This window comes from Rhodocyclus tenuis, assembly GCF_014197755.1.
GTDB classification, from domain to species: Bacteria; Pseudomonadota; Gammaproteobacteria; order Burkholderiales; family Rhodocyclaceae; genus Rhodocyclus; species Rhodocyclus tenuis.
This window is the reverse complement of sequence record NZ_JACIGE010000002.1, coordinates 28,970-47,111: the sequence shown is the minus strand read 5'-3', so window position 1 is coordinate 47,111 and position 18,142 is coordinate 28,970. Positions and strand designations below refer to the sequence as shown.

Below are 18,142 nucleotides of genomic sequence, written 5' to 3'. Positions count from 1 at the left end.
CGGCAAACCGAAAAGGAGATGGCAAGTGAACAGCGTCGAGGCAGTCGATCTCAAGAAATCCTACCTGCTGCTCAATCATGGCCCGGTGACGCTGGTTTCGAGCGCGCATGCCGGGCGGACGAACGTGATGGCGGCTTCGTGGGCGATGCCGCTCGATCTCGATCCGGCGAAGGTGGTCGTCGTCATCGACCGGCAGACGCTGACGCGCGAACTGATCGAAGCCAGCGGCGAGTTCGTGCTCAACGTTCCGGCGCGGGCGATCGCCGAACAGGTACTCGCCGTCGGCTCGAACTCCGGTCGCGAGCTCGACAAGTTCGCCGCCTTCGGCGTGCGCACGGCGCCGGCAAGCCGCGTCGCCGCGCCGCTGATCGAGGGCTGCGTCGGCTGGCTCGAATGCCGGCTCATTCCCGAAGCGCACAACCAGCAGCGCTACGATCTGCTCATCGGCGAAGTGCTCGCCGCCTGGGCCGACCCGCGTGTTTTCCGCAAAGGGCGCTGGAGCTTCCCGGACGACAGTCTGCGCACGCTGCATTACGTCGCTGGCGGCAGCTTCTTTGCCACCGGCGAGATGTTCGATGTGGCTTGAGCGGCTACCGCCGCCAAGGAGGCGGGCGGTGCGCGCGGCGCGGGTGGCGGAAGCGACGCAGCGCGCGTGCTAGCCTTGGTGCATGGCCACCATCTTCGACATCCTCGCCGAGCGGCGCATCGCCGATGCCGTCGAGCAAGGTGATCTCGACAACCTGCCCGGCAGCGGCAGACCGCTCGACCTCGACGACGATCTGCTCGTCAGTCCCGAGCAGCGCATGGTCAATCGCGTGTTGAAAAACGCCGGCTTCACGCCGCGCGAGATATTGCTGCGCAAGGAGATCAGCGCCTTGCGCCAGGAGATCGAAGCGACGCCGCCCGGCGAACGGCGCGCCGCTTTGCGCCGGGAGCTGATGCTGCTGCTCGTGCAGGTGAGCGGGAAAGGCTGATTAGGCGTCTCGGCTGCCTGAGTGTTCAGCTTCGTGCCCACAGTATCCAGTCGCTCACCTGCGCGCTGACCCAGGCGCCGGCGTCGAGTGGCAGGTCGTGACCGGCGCTCGGGTGTTCGGCAAAGGCGGTCTGCCAGTGGCGCGCCAGCTGCCGCGAACATTGGGGATCGACGAGTTGATCGGCGGCGCCGGCTAGCACCAGCATTGGCACCGGCGGCTTTTGCTCTGGCGCGCGGAAACGGCTGGCGGCCCACAGCTGACGCAGTGTGTTGGCGCCGGAAACGGGCCGCTGCAGATGCCAGTCGGTCCATTCCTCGACGATCTGTGCGCGCGTCGGCTCGGTGGCGTTGTTGGCAACGCCTTGGTCGATGCCGGCGAGCCGGCTGGTCAGGCGCAGGATGGCTTCTTCGCGCGCACGGGCGCTGCGGCCGGGCAGCAGAAAGCCGAGCAATGTCGGGTAGTTGCGCGGCTGCAGGCGCTGCCAGAAGGGATTGAACGGGCGCATGCTGGTGTTGATCAGCACGCAGCCGCGCAACTCGCCCGGATACTTGTCGGCCCAGGCCACGGCCACCATCGCGCCGAGCGACATCGCCAGCAGCTGGTAGGGCGGCGCGACGCCGCGCGCCAGCAGTTCGTTCCGGCACGCCTCGGCCATCGCGGCGACGCTGGCCGGGCTTTGCCGGTCGTTGAACTCGCCGTTGCCGGGCAGATCGAGCAGCGTGATTTCGGCATCGGCAAGCTCGCGGCGGAAGCGCGCGGGAAAATCGCCCCAGTGCCGGCTCTCGCGCGTCAGCCCGCGCAGGAAGATCCAGCGGCTCATGCCGGCGTCCTTCGGTACCAGAGTTTCAATGCCATTGCGCGGTGCTCGGCCAGCGCATCGCCGCTCGGCAGCCAGCGCTGGTAGGCGTTGGCCGAGCGCGCGAGGAAATCGAGCCAGGAGAGGTGGCGGCGGAGTACGCGCTGCTGGCGATGCGCGATCAGCGGGTTGAAGATGCCGTGGCGCGAGAAGAGCTGCCGCGGATTCTTCTTGATCCACAGCCACGACCCCATTTCCAGCGTCAGCGGCAGGAAGATGCGTTGCCCCGGCCCGGCTTGCGCACTGGCCTGCTGGTAGAGGTGGTCCCAGACGTCGCCGTGTGTCAGGTACTGGCGGCTCTGCGGCTCGAAGACGTAGCTGTGGTGCGCGTAGGTCTCGTCAAAGATCGACTTCAGCGCATGCACCTCGGCCAGCTGCTCGATCGGCGCCGCGGTATGCGCGTAGGGAAACCAGATGCGGTCGAGGACGCCGAATCCCGAGTGACAGTCGACAGCCAGGCTGAACGGCCGCGGCAACATCTCCTCGGCGACAACGTTGCACACCGCCTGACTCTCGATCTCCATCGGCGCGTTGAGTGGACCGCGATACCAGGGCAGGCCGCCGCTGATGCGCTGGCCGCCGACCATGAACGGTACCGGCTCTCTGGCATCGACCGGCGCGTTGCGCATCAGGTCGACGCCGCTCGGGTTGGCGCGCGTGCCGCGCCACATGCCACCCGGGTTGACCAGCGGCATGAACACCAGACGCAGCGTTTCGAGTTCGCGGTGCAGCAGGCTGTCCCAGCGCAGGCGTGCGAGTAGGCTGCGCATGTAGACGAGGACCACTTCGCTGCCGATGCGCTCGAGCCCGTGAAAACCGCCGAAGTAGCCGACCGCCGGCAGCGTCGGGTCGGGGTTGCCGAGCGTTACCGCGTAGACGGGAAAGCGCCGCTGGTCGACGCTCACCTCGCACACCGTCCGCGCGGTGAAGAGGCCCGCGCCCTCCTCGATGATGCGTTCGAGTTCGGCCAATTCGGGCAGTTCGCGATTGGGGGAGGGAGTCACGAGCATTACGCCGGAATAAGTCGGGCAAGCATACTCCCGGCGAGGCTTCGGCTTTATTACAGTGCCGCCGGTCCGCGCTGTCGCATCACTGAAACGCTGGCGTAACCTTGCCCAACTACGATGCAACACTGGCTGGAGGCTGGGGTGTCAGCGGTGCCGATGGTGGCCGACCATGTCGGCTTGTTGCGGGCTTGCCGTCATTCGCGCCGGACTTCCGGCCCGTCAGTCCTTTTGCACCATCGCCGCGGCAGGGGGTTCCCATGAGTCATCTCATCGTCAGGGCCGTTTCGCATCCGCTGGTGGCGCTCGCCGCCGCACTACTCGGCGGGCTGTTCGAATTCATCGCCCTGCAACGTTCGCGTCTGGGCACTTTCGGCGCCACCGGCAAGCGGCGCGTCGGCTAGCCCGCGGGCAGGTGTCGGCGAGGGCGTTCAATGCGCTGACGATTTGCGGCGCGCCTTCGTTGCCAGTTCTTCGAGCGCGTGAGCGAGCAGACTGCGCAGGGCGGGCACGCAGGTTTCCGGGTCCAGTTGCGGGTTGCGCACCAGCCGCATGGCAAGGCCGTCGAACAGTGCCGACAGCGCTTCGAGGGTGCCGACGCACTCTTTTTCATCGATCTCCAGGCCGCGCAGTTGCATCGCTTCGGCGAGCAGTTCGCGGAAGCGTAGCTGCACGGTCTGGTCTGCTGCCTGAACGATTGCGGCGACCGCCGGGTTGCGCGCGGCTTCGGCAACGACCTCAAGCGTCAGCGGAATGTCCTGTTCCTGCATATCCTGCTTGAAGTGCCTGAGGTCATCGACCATCGCCTCAATCAGGTCGCCACCGGCACTGTTCTTGCGGATGCGTTCGCAAAACATCAGCACCTGCTGCAGATCCTGCTCGACGATGCCGGCGATGATCGCTTCCTTGTTTGCGAAGTAGTGATAGATGTGGCCGACGCTCATGCCGGCCGCCTTCGATATCTGGACGATGCTGGTGCTGTGAAAACCGTGCAGCCGGAAGCACTCGGTCGCGGCTTTCAGGACCTGCGCCCTGCGCACTGCTGCACGCGACTGTTCGTGGTGGGTATCCGGTGTCTGGGTCATCACTTTTCTCCGACGGCATTGCGCGAGGTGTTGCCAACTGACGAGAGCATAGCCTAGAATGAACGTTCTATCTAGAATGAACGTTCATTTTGGTGCGGTCTTCGAGAACTCTTTGTCGGTGTTCTTGCCCTATCCGGCCAAATTGTCGAGTCTCTGTCGAAGGTTTCAAGCACCGAGCGTTGCGTGCTGCTTTCCCGGAAAGAAAGGCCTGTCATGAAGTTCAAGCTCAATGGAAGCTTGTCGTCCGCCATTACGCTGCTGTTTCTCGGTAGCACCCTGTTAAGTGCCTGCAGCCAGCACGACGCCGCCGCGCCGGACGCGGCGATGGCCGCGCCCGAGGTTGGCGTGCTTGAAATCCGCCCCGAGTCGCTGGCGCTGAGCACCGAGCTTCCGGGGCGTACCGTCCCCTATCTGGTCGCCGAAGTGCGGCCGCAGGTCGGTGGCATCATCGAACAACGGCTGTTCACCGAAGGCGCCAACGTCAAGGCCGGGCAGCCGCTCTACCAGATCGCCGCGACCACCTATCAGGCCAGCTACGACAGCGCCAAGGCCAGCTTGGCGAAGGCCGAAGCCAATCTCGAGACGACGCGCAACAAGGCGGCGCGCTACGAAGAACTCGTCGCCATCAAGGCGGTGAGCAAGCAGGATTACGACGACAGCCAGGCGGCGCTGAAACAGGGACAGGCCGATGTGGCGATGGCCAGGGCGGCGCTGGAAACGGCGCGCGTCAATCTCGCCTACACCCGCGTCGCTTCGCCAATCGCCGGACGCATCGGTCGCTCGACGGTAACGCCGGGCGCGCTGGTCACGGCGAGCCAGGAAACGGCGCTGGCGACGGTGCAGCAGCTCGATCCGATCTATGTCGATGTGACGCAATCGAGCGCCGATCTGCTGCGCCTGAAGCAGGATTTCGCCGCCGGCCGATTGAAGCGCTCGGGCGACACGCAGGCGGCAGTCAGCTTGCTGCTCGAAGACGGCAGCACCTATGCGCAGAGCGGCAAGCTGCAGTTCTCCGACGTGACCGTCGACAAGGGCACCGGCACGATCACGCTGCGCGCGGTCTTCCCCAATCCTCACGGCGATCTGCTGCCGGGGATGTACGTGCGCGCGGTGCTCGAAGAGGGCGTCGACGAGCAGGCGATCCTCGCGCCGCAGCGTGCGGTGAGCCGCGATACCAAGGGCAATCCGACAGCGCTGGTGCTCGATGCCGAGGGCAAGGTCGAGCAGCGCATGCTGACGACGCGCCGCGTGGTCGGTGACAAGTGGCTTGTCAGCGATGGACTCAAGGCCGGCGACAAGCTGATCGTCGACGGCCTGCAAAAGATCGCGCCGGGAATGCCGGTGAAAGCCGTTCCGCTGGCCGGTAGCGACACGAACGCCCCGGCAGCGCCGGCGGCCGCCGTGCAGCGCTGAGGAAACAGCCCATGTCCCGCTTCTTCATCGACCGGCCGATTTTTGCCTGGGTGATCGCGATCGTGATCATGCTCGCCGGCGTGCTCTCGATCCGCTCGCTGCCGGTCGCCCAGTATCCGCTGATCGCGCCGCCGGCGATCTCGATCACCGCCAACTATCCCGGCGCCTCAGCCGCGACGCTCGAAAACACCGTGACCAAGGTGATCGAGCAGAAGATGAAGGGGATCGACCACCTCGTCTACATGTCGTCGACCAGCGAATCGTCGGGGGTCACCACCATCAACCTGACTTTCGCCGCCGGTACCGACCCGGACGTCGCGCAGGTGCAGGTGCAGAACAAGCTGGCGCTGGCGACACCGGTCCTGCCGCAGGAGGTGCAGAAGCTCGGCGTGCAGGTAACCAAATCGTCGACCAACTTCCTGATGGTGATCGGTTTCGTCTCCGAGGACGGCAGCCTCAGCGACATCGACCTGAACGACTACGTCGCCGCCAACGTGCAGGACCAGATCGCGCGCGTCAATGGTGTCGGCGAAACGCAGCTGTTCGGCAGCCAGTATGCGATGCGCATCTGGCTCGACCCGGCCAAGCTGCAGAACTTCCGCCTGACGCCGGCTGACGTCAGCGCGGCGATCACCGCGCAGAACGCACAGGTGTCGGCCGGGCAATTGGGCGGCGTGCCGACGGTGCGCGGACAGCAGCTCAACGCGACGATCACCGCGCAGACGCGGCTGCAGACGCCCGAGCAATTCGGCGAAATCTTCCTGCGTACGACGAGCAACGGCGCGACGGTCAGGTTGCGCGACGTCGCGCGAATCGAAATCGGCGCCGAATACTACGACGACATTTCGCGCTACAACGGCAGGCCGGCCGCCGGCCTCGCGGTCAAGCTCGCCACCGGCGCCAACGCGCTCGAGGTCGCCGGTGCGGTCAAGGCCAGGCTTGCCGAGCTGGAGAAATTCTATCCGCCGAGCATGAAGTCGGTGCTCGCCTACGACACGACGCCCTTCGTCAAGATCTCGATCGAAGAAGTGGTGAAGACGCTGCTCGAGGCGATCGTCCTCGTTTTCCTGGTGATGTACCTGTTCCTGCAGAACTTCCGTGCAACGCTGATTCCGACCATCGCCGTTCCCGTCGTCCTGCTCGGCACCTTCGGCATCCTTGCCGTTGCCGGCTACTCGATCAACACGCTGACCATGTTCGGCATGGTGTTGGCGATCGGCCTGCTGGTCGACGACGCGATCGTCGTCGTCGAGAACGTCGAGCGCTTGATGAGCGAGGAAGGGCTGTCGCCGAAGGAGGCAACGAGGAAGTCGATGAGCCAGATCACCGGCGCCTTGATCGGCATCGCGCTGGTGCTGTCGGCGGTGTTCGTGCCGATGGCTTTCTTCGGCGGCTCGACCGGCGTCATCTACCGCCAGTTCTCGATCACCATCGTTTCATCGATGCTGCTGTCGGTGGTCGTCGCCTTGATCCTGACGCCGGCGCTGTGCGCAACGCTGCTCAAGCCGGTCGACAAGGGGCATACGGCGGGCGAGGGCGGCATGTTCGGCGGCTTCTTCGCCTGGTTCAATCGCGTCTTCGACCGCACCAACAGCGTCAGCCAGTCGGCGGTTGGCCGCATCCTCGCCGGCAGCAAGCGCTACCTGCTGATCTACGGCCTGATCGTGGTCGGTATGGGGCTGCTCTTTGCCCGCCTGCCGACGGCTTTCCTGCCCGACGAGGATCAGGGCTTCCTGATGGCCGAGGTGGCGCTGCCGGCAGGGGCGACTGCCGAGCGCACGCTTGCGGTCATGCAGCGCGTCGAGCACCATTTTCTCGAGGAGCAGAAGGATGCGGTCGATTCGATCTTCACCGTCACCGGTTTCAGCTTCAGCGGCAGCGGTCAGAGCACCGGTCTTGCCTTCATCAACCTCAAGGACTGGAGCGAGCGCAAGCAGCCGGACCTGAAAGCGGCAGCGGTAGCCGGCAAGGCGATGGCCTACTTCGCCAGCTTCCGCGACGCGCTGGCCTTTGCCTTCGCGCCGCCGGCGGTGGTCGAACTCGGCAACGCCAGCGGCTTCGACTTCCAGCTGCAGGATCGCGCCGGCCTCGGTCACGAGGCGCTGATGAATGCGCGCAACCAGTTGCTCGGCATGGCCGCGCAAAATCCGGCGCTGGTCGGCGTGCGCCCCAATGGTCAGGAGGATCGGCCCGAATACCGGATCGACGTCGATCAGGCCAAGGCCGGTGCGCTCGGACTCGAGCAGGCCGACATCAACAATGTGCTGACCACTGCCTGGGGCAGTTCCTACGTGAACGACTTCATCAACAAGGGGCGCGTCAAGCGCGTTTTCGTGCAGGGCGACGCGAGTTCGCGGATGAATCCGGAAGACCTCAACAAGTGGTACGTGCGCAACAGCGCCGGCGAGATGGTTCCCTTCTCGTCATTTGCCACTGCCCACTGGACCTACGGCTCGCCGCGGCTTGAGCGTTACAACGGGCTGGCGTCGGCCGAGATTCTCGGTCAGGCGGCGCCGGGCCTGAGCAGCGGTGACGCGATGCGCGAAATGGAGACGATGGCGGCGAAGCTGCCGCCCGGAATCGGTTTCGAGTGGACCGGCCTCTCCTACCAGGAGCGCATGTCGGGCTCGCAGGCGCCGGCGCTGTATGCGATCTCGCTGCTGGTCGTCTTCCTCTGTCTCGCCGCTCTGTACGAGAGCTGGTCAATCCCGTTCGCGGTGATGCTGGTGGTGCCGCTCGGCGTTGTCGGCGCGCTGCTGGCAACGACGCTGCGCGGGCTGTCCAACGACGTGTACTTCCAGGTCGGTCTGCTGATGACGATCGGTCTCTCGGCAAAGAACGCGATCCTCATCGTCGAATTCGCCAAGGACCTGATGGAGCAGGGAATGGGCGTCGTCGAGGCCAGCATCGAGGCGATCCGCCTGCGTCTGCGCCCGATCATCATGACTTCGCTCGCCTTCATCTTCGGCGTGCTGCCGCTGGCGCTGGCCAATGGCGCCGGCTCGGCAGCGCAGAACGCGATCGGCACCGGCGTCATCGGCGGCATGCTGAGCGCGACGCTGCTTGCCGTGCTGTTCGTGCCGCTGTTCTTCGTCAGCGTGCGGCAACTGTTCAGGAACAAGGGGGAACAGCCGGCACCGATGCCCGCCCCGGCCAGCGGCGATGCGCACAAGGAAAACTGAGATGCATAGAACACTGATAGCCAGCCTGCTCGTTGCCATGTTCAGTTCCGGCTGCGCGATGCTCGTCCCCGACTACGCCACGCCGGCCGCGCCGATTTCGCAGCAGTGGCCGGAAGCTCCGGAGAATGCCGCCGCAAGCGGCACTGTGGTGCCGGCCGAAGGCGCCGCCGCTGCGGCAGTGCAGCCGGCCGGATCGCCAGCGGCCGCCGCGATCGGCTGGGAGAGTTTCTTCACCGATCCCGGGCTGCGTCAGTTGATTGCGCTGGCGCTGGCCAACAACCGCGACCTGCGCGTCACCGGGCTCAACATCGAGAAGGCGCGCGCGCAGTACCAGATCCAGCGCGCCGATCTGTTCCCGAGCATCAACGCCTCGGTCAGCGGCAGCAACCAGCGCACGCCGGCGAGTCTGTCGGCGACCGGCAAGGTGGCGGTGACGCAGCAGTACAGCGCCGGGCTCGGTTTTGCCGCGTATGAACTCGACTTCTTCGGCCGCATCAGCAGCCTCAAGGAGCAGGCGCTCTACCAGTTCCTCGCCACCGAGGAAGCGCGGCGCAGCGCGCAGATCAGTCTCGTCGCCGAGGTGGCGAACGCCTGGCTGACGCTGGCCGCCGACAGCGAGCACCTGCTGCTGGCCGAGGACACGCTGCGCAGCCAGAGCGAGTCGTATCAGATGAGCCAGCGGCGTTTCGAACTCGGCGCGGCTTCCGAACTCGATCTGCGCCAGGCGCAGACCAGCGTCGAGTCGGCGCGCGCCGACGTCGCGCGCTACACGGCGCAGCTTGCGCTCGACCGCAACGCGCTGCTCCCGCTCGTTGGCAACGACATTCCGCCGCAGCTGTTGCGGAACCGCTCGCTCGGCAGCATCTCGGCGCTGGCGCCGATTCCGGCGGGTATCCCCTCGGCGCTGTTGCAGCAGCGCCCCGACGTGCTGCAGGCCGAGCGCCTGCTGCAGGCGGCCAATGCCAATATCGGCGCGGCGCGCGCCGCTTTCTTCCCGAGCATCACGCTGACGGCGAGCGGTGGCAACGCCAGCAACCAGCTGTCGGAGCTGTTCGCCGCCGGCTCGGGCAGCTGGAGTTTTGTCCCGAAAATCAATCTGCCGATCTTCAATGCCGGCCGCTTGAGCGCCAATCTGGCGGTGGCCAGGGTCGATGAACAGATCAGCCTTGCGCAGTACGAAAAGACCGTCCAGACGGCTTTTCGCGAAGTGGCCGACGCACTGGTCCAGCTCGCGCCGCTGAACGAGCAGCTGGCGGCGCAGCTGGCGCTGGTCGAGGCGAGCAGCGCCAGCTATCGCCTGTCGCGTGCGCGCTTCGACAGCGGCGTGGACAGCTATCTGGTGGTGCTCGACTCGCAGCGTGCGCAGTACGCGGCGCAGCAGAACCTGATCAGCGTCCGTCAGTCGTCGCTGGCCAATCAGGTCACGCTGTACAAGGTGCTCGGCGGCGGCGCGTTCTGATCGCTGTCGCGGTTTTGCCTGCGGGAGCGGCTGGCGGATTCCGCCCGCCGCCTGTCCGACAGGCTCCTGTCCGGTCGCGAAAATGCCGGCCCTTCGGGCTGCAAAGATATGCAAGCGGTGGCTCGGGCAGGCGCTTTTTCCGGCTTCTGCATGAGCTGCGCAGCGGTGTACTTGAGCCGTTTGCATATTTGCTATCATCATCGAAATAAGCGTTTCGGACAGTTTTGTTTCTTCCCGCCATGGCAGATTCTCCGCAGTCGCGCAGCGTTCCGGGCAGCTTCATTTGCCGGGAAAATGTCGCCATGACCGCCGCCGCTTGCCGGCGCAGGCAGGTCTTGAGCGCATTCCGGCAGCGCGCATCGCGTGCTTTCCTGATCGACGGTGGAAGGCGATGAAACGCCGCGACTTTCTCGGCGCTCTGGCGCTGGTGGTACTGCTTGGTGGCTGCGGCAAGGAGATCCGCTTCCCTCCCGTCGCGCCCGGCAAGACGGTGCTGGCCTTCGGTGACAGCGTCACTTTCGGCACCGGAGCCGCGCCCGGCGAGGACTGGCCGACGCTGCTCGCGCTGCAGACCGGCTGGAAGGTCGTCAATGCCGGCGTTCCCGGCGATACCGCCGAAGCCGCGCGCGAACGCTTGCGGCCGCTGCTCAAGCGGCACAATCCGGCGCTGCTGATCATCGAGATCGGCGGCAACGACTTTCTGCGCCGGCGCTCGCCGAAGGCCGTCAAGGAAGACATCCGGCGCATGATTCACGCCGCCAATCAGGCGAGCATTCCCGTCGCGCTGGTCGCTGTGCCGGAACTGTCGGTGCTCGGTGTCGTTACCAGCCGGCTATCCGATGCGCCGATCTATCAGGAACTCTCCGAGGAAGAGCTGGTACCGCTGATTCCCGGCGTTTTCGCCGACATCCTCGCTCGTCCCGAGCTTTGCGCCGACCGGATTCATCCCAACGCACTCGGCTACCAGCAGATGGCCGCCGGCATCTACGCCAGCTTGCAGAAGGTCGGGCTGACGCCGGTAGCCCGATAGTTGGGCGCGCGGCAGGCCGCGTGCGTTGCCGTTGGCGGGGGCAAATCCTTTTGTGCTTGGACGAAGCGACGGCATTTGCCGCGCATTGAGGCGCCGGCCGTGTCGGCGGCTGGTTCAGGAGCAATCGCCGACGTCCTCTTGTATGCTTCGTCTGGTCCGCCACTCCAACCGCCCGCCATGTCCAGCACGCTTCAGCAAGCCCGCACCGCCGCCGAGGAACTGATCGCCTTCATCGACGCCAGCCCGAGTCCGTGGCACGCCGTCGCCAGCTGCGAGGAGCGCCTGCGCGCCAACGGTTTCTCGCGACTGATCGAGGCAGACCGCTGGCAACTGGCCGCAGGGGGCCGCTATTACGTGGTGCGGGGCGGTGCGTCGATCATCGCCTTCGTGCTTGGCAGTCAGCCGCTGGCGGAAGCGGGGCTGCGCATCGTCGGCGCGCATACCGATTCGCCGGGCCTGCGGCTCAAGCCGAACGCTGCGCAGGCCAGCGACGGTCTGCTGCGGCTGGCGGTCGAAGTCTATGGCGGGCCGATCCTCGCCACCTTCACCGACCGCGATCTGAGTCTGGCCGGCCGCGTCGTGCTGCGTAGCGGGTCGGGCGTGGAAACGCGCCTGCTGCGCTGCGAGCGGCCGCTGCTGCGTCTGCCCAACCTCGCCATCCACATGAACCGCGAGGTCAACGAAAAGGGGCTGAAGCTCGACAAGCAGAGCGAACTGCCGCTGATCCTCGGCATGGCGGGCGCTGCGGCGTCTGCCGAAGAGGCTGGCGCGCAACTGCGCAGCCTGCTGGCCGGTGCCTTGCACGCCGAGGCGAGCGATCTGCTGAGCTGGGAACTGGCCGCCTACGACGTGCAGAAAGGCGCTTTCTGGGGTGCCGAAGAGGAATTCATCGCCGCCAGCCGGCTCGACAATCTTGCGTCCTGCCACGCCGCGCTGGCCGCGCTGCTGGCGACCGGCGTCGCTGAGGGCACCACCATCGCGGCTTTCTTCGACCACGAGGAGGTCGGCAGCGAAAGCGCTACCGGCGCCGGCGGCAGTTTCATCGCCGACGTGCTGGCGCGCATCGCCGACCAGTGCGGGCTGGACAGCGAAGACCGGCGGCGCTGTCTGGCGCGCAGCTTCTTCATCAGCGCCGACATGGCGCACGCTTACCAGCCGAACTTCCCGGCCGCCTACGAGCCCGGCCACAAGCTGCTGGTCAATGGCGGCCCGGCGATCAAGAGCAACGCCAACCAGCGCTACAGCACCAATGCCGAGACGGCGGCGCATTTCATGTGCCTGTGCGAGCAGGCCGGCGTTCCCTGCCAGCAGTATTCGCACCGCAGCAATCTCGGTTGCGGCAGCACCATCGGCCCGCTGCTCGCCGCGCAACTGGGCATTGCCAGCGTCGACGTCGGCTCGCCGCTGTGGGCGATGCACAGTCTGCGCGAGAGTGCCGGCGTGCTCGACCACGCCTGGATGATCGCCGCGCTGGCGGCGCATTTCAGCAGTCCGTCGCCGCTGCGCTGAAGGCGGGAGACTGGCGCGCCGCCGGCGTGCCCGGCAGGAGATCACTAACTTGCCGGCTGGCGCGGGCCTTTAACGAAGTTATTTACAGCTTTCACAAGCAGCAACATCTCGGCAAAGGCGCGGCACACAGGCTTACATTCTCGCTGACATCGCTTCTCCTCCGGCCCGCGTTATTCGCCTCAAGGTGCTGCACTTTGCCGGCACCGGTAGCCAGACGAATTAACCCAAGGAGAAACGAAATGCTGAAGAATGTCATCGCTCTTGCTGTTGCCGCTGGTTTTGCCACCGTTTCTTTTGCGCAGGGCACGACGCCCGCCACACCGGCGACGCCGGCAACTCCCGCTGCCAAGGTAAGCGCACCGGTGCCGGCGGCTGCTGAAAAGAAGGTCGAGGCGCCGAAGGTTGCCGAACCGGCCAAGGCTGAAGCGAAGCAGGACGCGAAGCACGAGGCCGGCGAAGCCAAGACCGAGAAGCATCACCCAGCTAAGCATGTGAAGAAGGCCGCGCATGAAGGCAAGACCGAGACGCCGGCCGCAACTTCCGCGACGCCTGCCACTCCCGCCAAGTAATTCCACGCCGCTGCTGCGGCAAAAGCAAACCCCCGGTTGAACCGGGGGTTTGCTTTTGGCTCAGTTTGTATTTCCTGCTGACCGATCAAGGCTTGGCAGCCAAATGGAGGAACAGCGCTGGCTTCGATGTCTGGCGGCCCGTGCAGTACAATGCATGCATCATTTCTTCCTGATGCCGTATGCGCACCTTACTTGTCTGCCTCCTTGCGCTGTTCAATATTCAAGCTAGTGCTGAGAACTGGCAGCAAATTGACACAGGTTTTGCTTTCGATACCGACAGCCTCAGTCAGGTCAAGGATGACGGAAGCGAGTGGGAGGCAACTTGGCGAATCTCCCGCTATGGAAGGACAACCACCACTACAGGTAGGCTCCAGTGTGGGCTGGAAATGGTCTCACCGCTGCGCTCGTTCGCTAATTGGGATGATCCAGTCATGGCCAAACTCGGTGGCACAGCCATCGACTACCTTTCACGCACCCAGCAACAGGGCAGCAAGCCGCCTAGTCCGTTGAGCGAGCAGGACACGCGTGCGGCCAATCAGTTTCCGACGCCCAGCAGCTCAGAAGGTAAACTGCTGGCCCGATTGTGTCAGTTTGATCAAGGCCCCAAGATTAAAGCGGTGAAAGAACTCCTGCGTCGTGGCTGTAAGGAGGGATCAGCCGCGTATTTGTGCCGGATGACTGACGCCGATTTTCTGGAGTATGCCAACCTAGTTTCGCGAATCCAGCTCGCCGAGTACGCGTGCAATATGGGTCGTGAGCGGCTAAGTAGCATCTCCTACGGCTGGCTCCGCGCGCTTGCGCGTTGTCAGGACAGCGCGGGAGGGTGTCGGGGCCTGCTGTCTTTGCAAGTCAGCGGGGTTTCGCAGGATCTGTCTGCCGCCATGCAGGGCGGTACTTGCGCTTATTTAGCGGGGGCGCAGGCACAGATTGACGCAGATGAAGCCAAGAATGCCGCTTGGGACACGTATCGCAAGTGTGTCAGTGCGAAAATCATCACGTTGGATGACGGTCGCTCGCCTGCGGACGTCATCGCCCGCGGCGTATTTGCGCAGTGTCGTAGCCAGTCGCCGGTTAGTAACATGTATGAGCCAGGGCAGAGTGTTATTGATTTGCTGACCGGCCGCATCTTGGAGGAACGGCAAGCCCGGCGTACCTCGCCGAAATCACGGTCGGCGCCCAAGGTTGAGGGTTAGTTCCGCTTAGGTCGCTGAGCAGAGGTGGTTTCCACTTCGCGAGGCTCGTGGCATGAGCCTTGATAGTTGGTGCGAACATAGCATTTGTTTTGGCGCATCGGCGGGGGTAAAACGCCGGCTCTGCCCACCTTTCGGCTCCTGCTGTGCGCAGTTTTCGCCGACAGCCTCGCCGCATGTAGCCTGCGCCCCGCAGGATGCGGGGCGCAGGCTACATGCGGCGAGAGCTTTACTGCGCGATCGCTTCCACAGCGATATCGATGCGCACCTCGTCGCCGACGTAGGGCGCGTACTTGCCGGCGTTGAACTCGGAGCGTTTGACTACGGTGAAGGCGTTGGCGCCGATGGCGTTCTTCTTCAGCATCGGGTGCGGCATCGCCTGGAACGAGGTCAGCGTCAGCGTTACCGGCCGGGTCACGCCTTTGAGCGTCAGGTTGCCTTCGAGCGCGACCGGCTTGTCGGCGTCGAAGAGCACCCTGGTCGATTTGAAGGTGGCGGTCGGGTACTTGGCCGTATCCAGGAAGTCTTCGCCCTGGATGTGTTCGTTGAAGGTGCCGAAACCGGTATCGACCGAGCGCGTATCGATGACGATGTCGACCGAGCCGGTTTTCGCCGCCTTGTCGAAGACGACGGTGCCGGTCGTCCTGTCGAAACGCGAGAGCTGCGTCGAGTAGCCGAAGTGGCTGTACGAGAAGCGCGGGAAGGTGTGCGTGCCGTCAACGACATAGCTTTCCGGCGCGGCGAAGGCCGGCGCGGCGAGGATGCTGCCAAGGGCAAGGGCGGTGGCGAGTTTGCTCAGGGTTTTCATGGGGTGGCTCCTGTCGGGGTGGGGAAGGGATTACTTGCCGGAAGTGGCAGTGCTACGGGCCGTGCTGCTGGCGGTAATGCGGAACTTGACCTGGATGTCGTTGGCGACGATGTCGAAAGCCGACCAGCCGCCTTCGCCGATGGCGAAATCGCCGCGGCGGAGGGTGAAGCTGCCGTCGAAGACGCCGCTATTGCCCTGCGGTGTGAACGTTGCGGGGGCGACGATGTCCTGCGTGCGCCCTTTGATCGTCAGCTTGCCGGCGACCTCGTAGCGGTTGTTGCCAAGCGCCTTGACGCTGCCCGACTCGAAATGCGCGGTCGGGAAGGCCTTGGTGTTGAACCACTGCTTGCCGGCGATTTCCTGGTCGGCATCGCTCGATCCAGCGTCGACGCTGGCCAGGTCGACGTCGAGGATCGCCTTGGCGGCGGCGGGCTTGGCCGGGTCGAAGGAGAGCTGCGCCGCAAACTTGCGGAAGTGTCCGTCCATGCTCACGCCCATCTGCTTGTAGACGAAGTTGATGGCGCTCTTGTCGGTCTGGATCTGCTGGTATTCCGCCGCGTGGGCGGCGAACGGCAGCGCCGCGGCGAGGGCGAAGGCTACAAGTGTCTTGTTCATGGTCAGGCTTTCCTTAAGTGGTCGGGCAGCATCCGCGTCAGGATGTCGTCCTTGTCGATGAAGTGATGCTTGAATGCGGCGGCGGCGTGGCCGACAACGAGGAAGAGCAGCGTGAAGTTGAGCGTCTGGTGCACGTTCTTGAGCAGATCGCCGAGCGCCGCGTCCTTGCCGAGCAGATCGGGCAGCGGCAGCACGCCGAACCACACCGTCTGGAAGCCCTTGGCCGAGCTCATCAGCCAGCCGCTGAGCGGGATTGCGATCATCAGCAGGTAAAGCAGTCCGTGCGCCGCGTGCGTGAGCAGGCGCAGTGCCGGCGCCATGCTCGCGGGCAGCGCCGGTGCCGGGTGCGTCAGCCGCCACGCCAGCCGCACGAGGATCAGCAGCAAGAGCGTGATGCCGGCCCATTTGTGCCAGGAGTAGAGCTGCAGCTTCGTCGGTGACAGCGGCAGATCGTGCATGTAAACACCGAGGGCAAAGGCGCCGGCGAGACCGAGCGCGATCAGCCAGTGCAGCGAGATCGCGGTGCGTGTGTAGCGTTGGTTCATCAGTGAAAACTCCTTTCTTCCTTGGTCGGCGACGTTTCGGCAGCGGCGTCGAGCGCCAGCCGTTCGCCGAAGACGAAGCTGTCCATCGACAGCACGCCGTGGCTGACGCCAGCGGTGAGTCTTGTTGCGTGCTGCCAGTCGTCGCCGGCGGCGCCGATCGCGAAATAGAGCGGTAGCAGGTGTTCGTCGGTCGGGTGCGCGCGGATCGCCTCCGGCGCCTGGCAGCGGTAATCGAGTAGCGCGCCGAGGTCGCCAGCGTCAGTGCGTTGCCACACCCAGTCGGCGAAGGCCTGCGCGTAGGGCTCGTCGCTCGTCGATTGGCGCCATTCGCGCAGGTTGTGCGTCAGGCTGCCCGAGCCGATGATGAGGATGCCGCGCTCGCGCAACGGCGCCAGCGCCCGGCCGAGTTCAAGCAGCACCAGCGGCGACGGGCAGCTCGGTTGTGCCAGCTGCAGCAGCGGCACGTCGGCGTGCGGATACAGATGGCGCAGTGGCACCCAGGCGCCGTGGTCGAAACCCTGCCTCGGGTTCGCCTGCGCCGGCAGCCCGGCGCGCGCCAGTTGCGCGATCACTTCGGCGGCAACATCCGGCGCGCCCGGCGCCGGGTATTGCAGGCTGTACAGCGCGCGCGGAAAGCCGCCGAAGTCATGCACCGTCGCCGGCTGTGCACTCGACAGCACTTCGCGCTGCGCGCTCAGCCAGTGTGGCGAGAGCACGAGGACGGCGCGCGGCAGCGGCAGCCGGTGGCCAAGCTCGCCGAGCAGCGGGCCGAGGCGGCCCGGTTCGAGCGCCAGCATCGGCGAACCGTGCGAAATGAACAGCGTGGGCAACTTCATGATGCGTCCTTTGCGTTTTGCCGGCGATCCAGCGCCAGCGGCAATGGGCGTACTTTATTGATTTAATTGGCGGCGATAAATCGTCTTTCCATTGATTAACTGTCAATGAATGATTGACAATAGTCGCCATGGATCGCTTCAAGGAAATGGAAAGTTTTGTCGCCGTCGTCGAGGCCGGCAGCTTTGTCGCTGCTGCCGATCTGCTGCGCGTGACCAAGGCGGCGGTGTCGCGCAGCGTGATCGAACTCGAGGAACGGCTGGGTGCGCGCCTGCTGCAGCGCACTACGCGCCGCCAGTCGTTGACCGAGGCCGGGCGCGCGTATTACGGGCGCTGCAAGCAGATTCTTGCCGAGCTGGCCGAGGCCGACAGCGCGGTCGGTGCCGTGACTGGTCACCCGGTCGGCAAGCTGCGCATCAACGCGCCGTTTTCCTTCGGCATCCTGCATCTGGCGCCCTTGTGGGGGCCGTTCATGGAACGCTATCCGGACGTCGATCTCGAGGTGACGCTCGCCGACCGGCTGGTCGACGTCGTCGAGGAGGGCTATGACCTCGTCGTGCGCATCAGCCGCCTGGCCGATTCGAGCCTGATCTACCGCCGGCTCGGCAGTACGCGCATCTTCGTCTGCGCCAGCCCCGAGTACCTCGCGCGTCATGGCCGGCCGCAATCGGTCGCCGACCTCGCCGCGCATGCGGTGATCGGCTATTCGTATGCCGCCGAAGGCGACGTCTGGCGTTTCCGCACGCCGCAGGGCGAACAGGAAGTGCTGACGCATCCGCGCCTGCGCACCAATAATGGCGATACCTGCCTGGCCGCGGCGCTGGCGCACCAGGGCCTGGTGTTGCAGCCAGACTTCATCATCGGCAAACATCTGGCCGATGGGCGCCTCGTCGATGTCCTGCCCGACTGCTGTGGTCCGGAACTCGGCATCTACGCCGTTTATCCCTCGCGCAAGCACCTGTCGGTAAAGGTCAGGGCGCTGGTGGACTTCCTCGTCGAGGCGTTTGCGGCACCGCAGTGGCAGGTTCGCGCGGGCAGCGCGGCTGGCCGCGAAGCCTGACCGCCAGCA

At 65.2% G+C, this 18,142-nt stretch carries 18 protein-coding genes; 11 read left to right on the top strand and 7 right to left on the bottom strand.

Annotation, left to right across the window (positions count from 1 at the left end):
* The first annotated feature begins 25 nt into the window (after nt 1–25).
* Both GGD90_RS02880 and GGD90_RS02875 read left to right on the top strand, forming a co-directional pair.
* On the top strand, nt 26–586 hold the full coding sequence (locus GGD90_RS02880) for a flavin reductase family protein (protein WP_228273669.1): 561 nt from the start codon (nt 26–28) through the stop codon (nt 584–586).
* Nucleotides 587–668: 82 nt separating this feature from the next.
* Entirely contained in the window at nt 669–974 is a 306-nt protein-coding gene (locus tag GGD90_RS02875) for a DnaJ family domain-containing protein (RefSeq protein WP_153115770.1), read from the top strand.
* Between the two features lie 25 nt (nt 975–999).
* On the opposite strand, the gene GGD90_RS02870 is transcribed toward GGD90_RS02875, so the two are convergent.
* Together GGD90_RS02870 and GGD90_RS02865 are read right to left on the bottom strand one after the other, a co-directional pair.
* The gene (locus GGD90_RS02870) at nt 1,000–1,794 is read right to left on the bottom strand and encodes an alpha/beta fold hydrolase (protein ID WP_153115769.1); all 795 of its coding nucleotides are present in this window, start codon (nt 1,792–1,794) and stop codon (nt 1,000–1,002) included.
* Nucleotides 1,791–2,834: a M14 family zinc carboxypeptidase gene (locus GGD90_RS02865; RefSeq protein WP_228273668.1), complete on the bottom strand. Its 1,044-nt coding sequence runs from the start codon at nt 2,832–2,834 to the stop codon at nt 1,791–1,793. The genes GGD90_RS02870 and GGD90_RS02865 overlap by 4 nt, the downstream gene beginning before the upstream one ends.
* Nucleotides 2,835–3,094: 260 nt before the next feature.
* Here GGD90_RS02865 and GGD90_RS02860 point away from each other — a divergent pair, with 260 nt between their 5' ends.
* Entirely contained in the window at nt 3,095–3,238 is a 144-nt protein-coding gene (locus GGD90_RS02860; protein ID WP_153115767.1) for a hypothetical protein, read from the top strand.
* A gap of 27 nt (nt 3,239–3,265) precedes the next feature.
* Here the strand turns inward: GGD90_RS02860 and GGD90_RS02855 are convergent, their stop codons facing one another.
* Nucleotides 3,266–3,919 carry a TetR/AcrR family transcriptional regulator gene (locus GGD90_RS02855; RefSeq protein ID WP_153115766.1) on the bottom strand — a complete coding sequence of 218 codons (654 nt, stop codon included), beginning with the start codon at nt 3,917–3,919 and terminating at the stop codon, nt 3,266–3,268.
* Between the two features lie 213 nt (nt 3,920–4,132).
* On the opposite strand from GGD90_RS02855, the gene GGD90_RS02850 reads away from it, so the two are divergent.
* The 7 genes from GGD90_RS02850 to GGD90_RS02820 all read left to right on the top strand — a co-directional run bounded on the left by GGD90_RS02850 (nt 4,133) and on the right by GGD90_RS02820 (nt 14,274).
* Nucleotides 4,133–5,332 carry an efflux RND transporter periplasmic adaptor subunit gene (locus GGD90_RS02850; protein ID WP_153115765.1) on the top strand — a complete coding sequence of 400 codons (1,200 nt, stop codon included), beginning with the start codon at nt 4,133–4,135 and terminating at the stop codon, nt 5,330–5,332.
* Nucleotides 5,333–5,343: 11 nt separating this feature from the next.
* Entirely contained in the window at nt 5,344–8,514 is a 3,171-nt protein-coding gene (locus GGD90_RS02845) for an efflux RND transporter permease subunit (RefSeq protein WP_153115764.1), read from the top strand.
* A gap of 1 nt (nt 8,515) precedes the next feature.
* Entirely contained in the window at nt 8,516–9,973 is a 1,458-nt protein-coding gene (locus GGD90_RS02840; protein ID WP_153115763.1) for an efflux transporter outer membrane subunit, read from the top strand.
* 391 nt (nt 9,974–10,364) lie between these two features.
* On the top strand, nt 10,365–11,003 hold the full coding sequence (locus GGD90_RS02835) for a GDSL-type esterase/lipase family protein (RefSeq protein ID WP_153115762.1): 639 nt from the start codon (nt 10,365–10,367) through the stop codon (nt 11,001–11,003).
* Nucleotides 11,004–11,180: 177 nt separating this feature from the next.
* Entirely contained in the window at nt 11,181–12,512 is a 1,332-nt protein-coding gene (locus tag GGD90_RS02830) for a M18 family aminopeptidase (RefSeq protein ID WP_153115761.1), read from the top strand.
* Nucleotides 12,513–12,751: 239 nt separating this feature from the next.
* Complete coding sequence (locus GGD90_RS02825; RefSeq protein ID WP_184414906.1) at nt 12,752–13,081, top strand: amine oxidase; 330 nt, start codon at nt 12,752–12,754, stop codon at nt 13,079–13,081.
* Between the two features lie 179 nt (nt 13,082–13,260).
* Nucleotides 13,261–14,274 carry a hypothetical protein gene (locus GGD90_RS02820; RefSeq protein ID WP_153115760.1) on the top strand — a complete coding sequence of 338 codons (1,014 nt, stop codon included), beginning with the start codon at nt 13,261–13,263 and terminating at the stop codon, nt 14,272–14,274.
* A gap of 226 nt (nt 14,275–14,500) precedes the next feature.
* Here the strand turns inward: GGD90_RS02820 and GGD90_RS02815 are convergent, their stop codons facing one another.
* From GGD90_RS02815 to GGD90_RS02800, 4 genes are read right to left on the bottom strand one after another with little or no spacing between them, the layout of a single operon-like run.
* Nucleotides 14,501–15,079, bottom strand: a complete 579-nt coding sequence (locus GGD90_RS02815) for a YceI family protein (RefSeq protein WP_153115759.1) — start codon at nt 15,077–15,079, stop codon at nt 14,501–14,503.
* A gap of 30 nt (nt 15,080–15,109) precedes the next feature.
* Nucleotides 15,110–15,694 carry a YceI family protein gene (locus tag GGD90_RS02810; protein ID WP_153115758.1) on the bottom strand — a complete coding sequence of 195 codons (585 nt, stop codon included), beginning with the start codon at nt 15,692–15,694 and terminating at the stop codon, nt 15,110–15,112.
* Nucleotides 15,695–15,696: 2 nt separating this feature from the next.
* A complete protein-coding gene (locus GGD90_RS02805; protein WP_153115757.1) occupies nt 15,697–16,239 on the bottom strand; it encodes a cytochrome b in 543 nt (180 codons plus the stop codon).
* The gene (locus GGD90_RS02800; RefSeq protein WP_221227643.1) at nt 16,239–17,075 is read right to left on the bottom strand and encodes a DODA-type extradiol aromatic ring-opening family dioxygenase; all 837 of its coding nucleotides are present in this window, start codon (nt 17,073–17,075) and stop codon (nt 16,239–16,241) included. Before GGD90_RS02800 ends, GGD90_RS02805 begins: the two co-directional genes overlap by 1 nt.
* Before the next feature lie 128 nt (nt 17,076–17,203).
* Here GGD90_RS02800 and GGD90_RS02795 point away from each other — a divergent pair, with 128 nt between their 5' ends.
* Nucleotides 17,204–18,133: a LysR family transcriptional regulator gene (locus GGD90_RS02795; RefSeq protein ID WP_153115755.1), complete on the top strand. Its 930-nt coding sequence runs from the start codon at nt 17,204–17,206 to the stop codon at nt 18,131–18,133.
* The last annotated feature ends 9 nt before the right edge of the window (nt 18,134–18,142 follow it).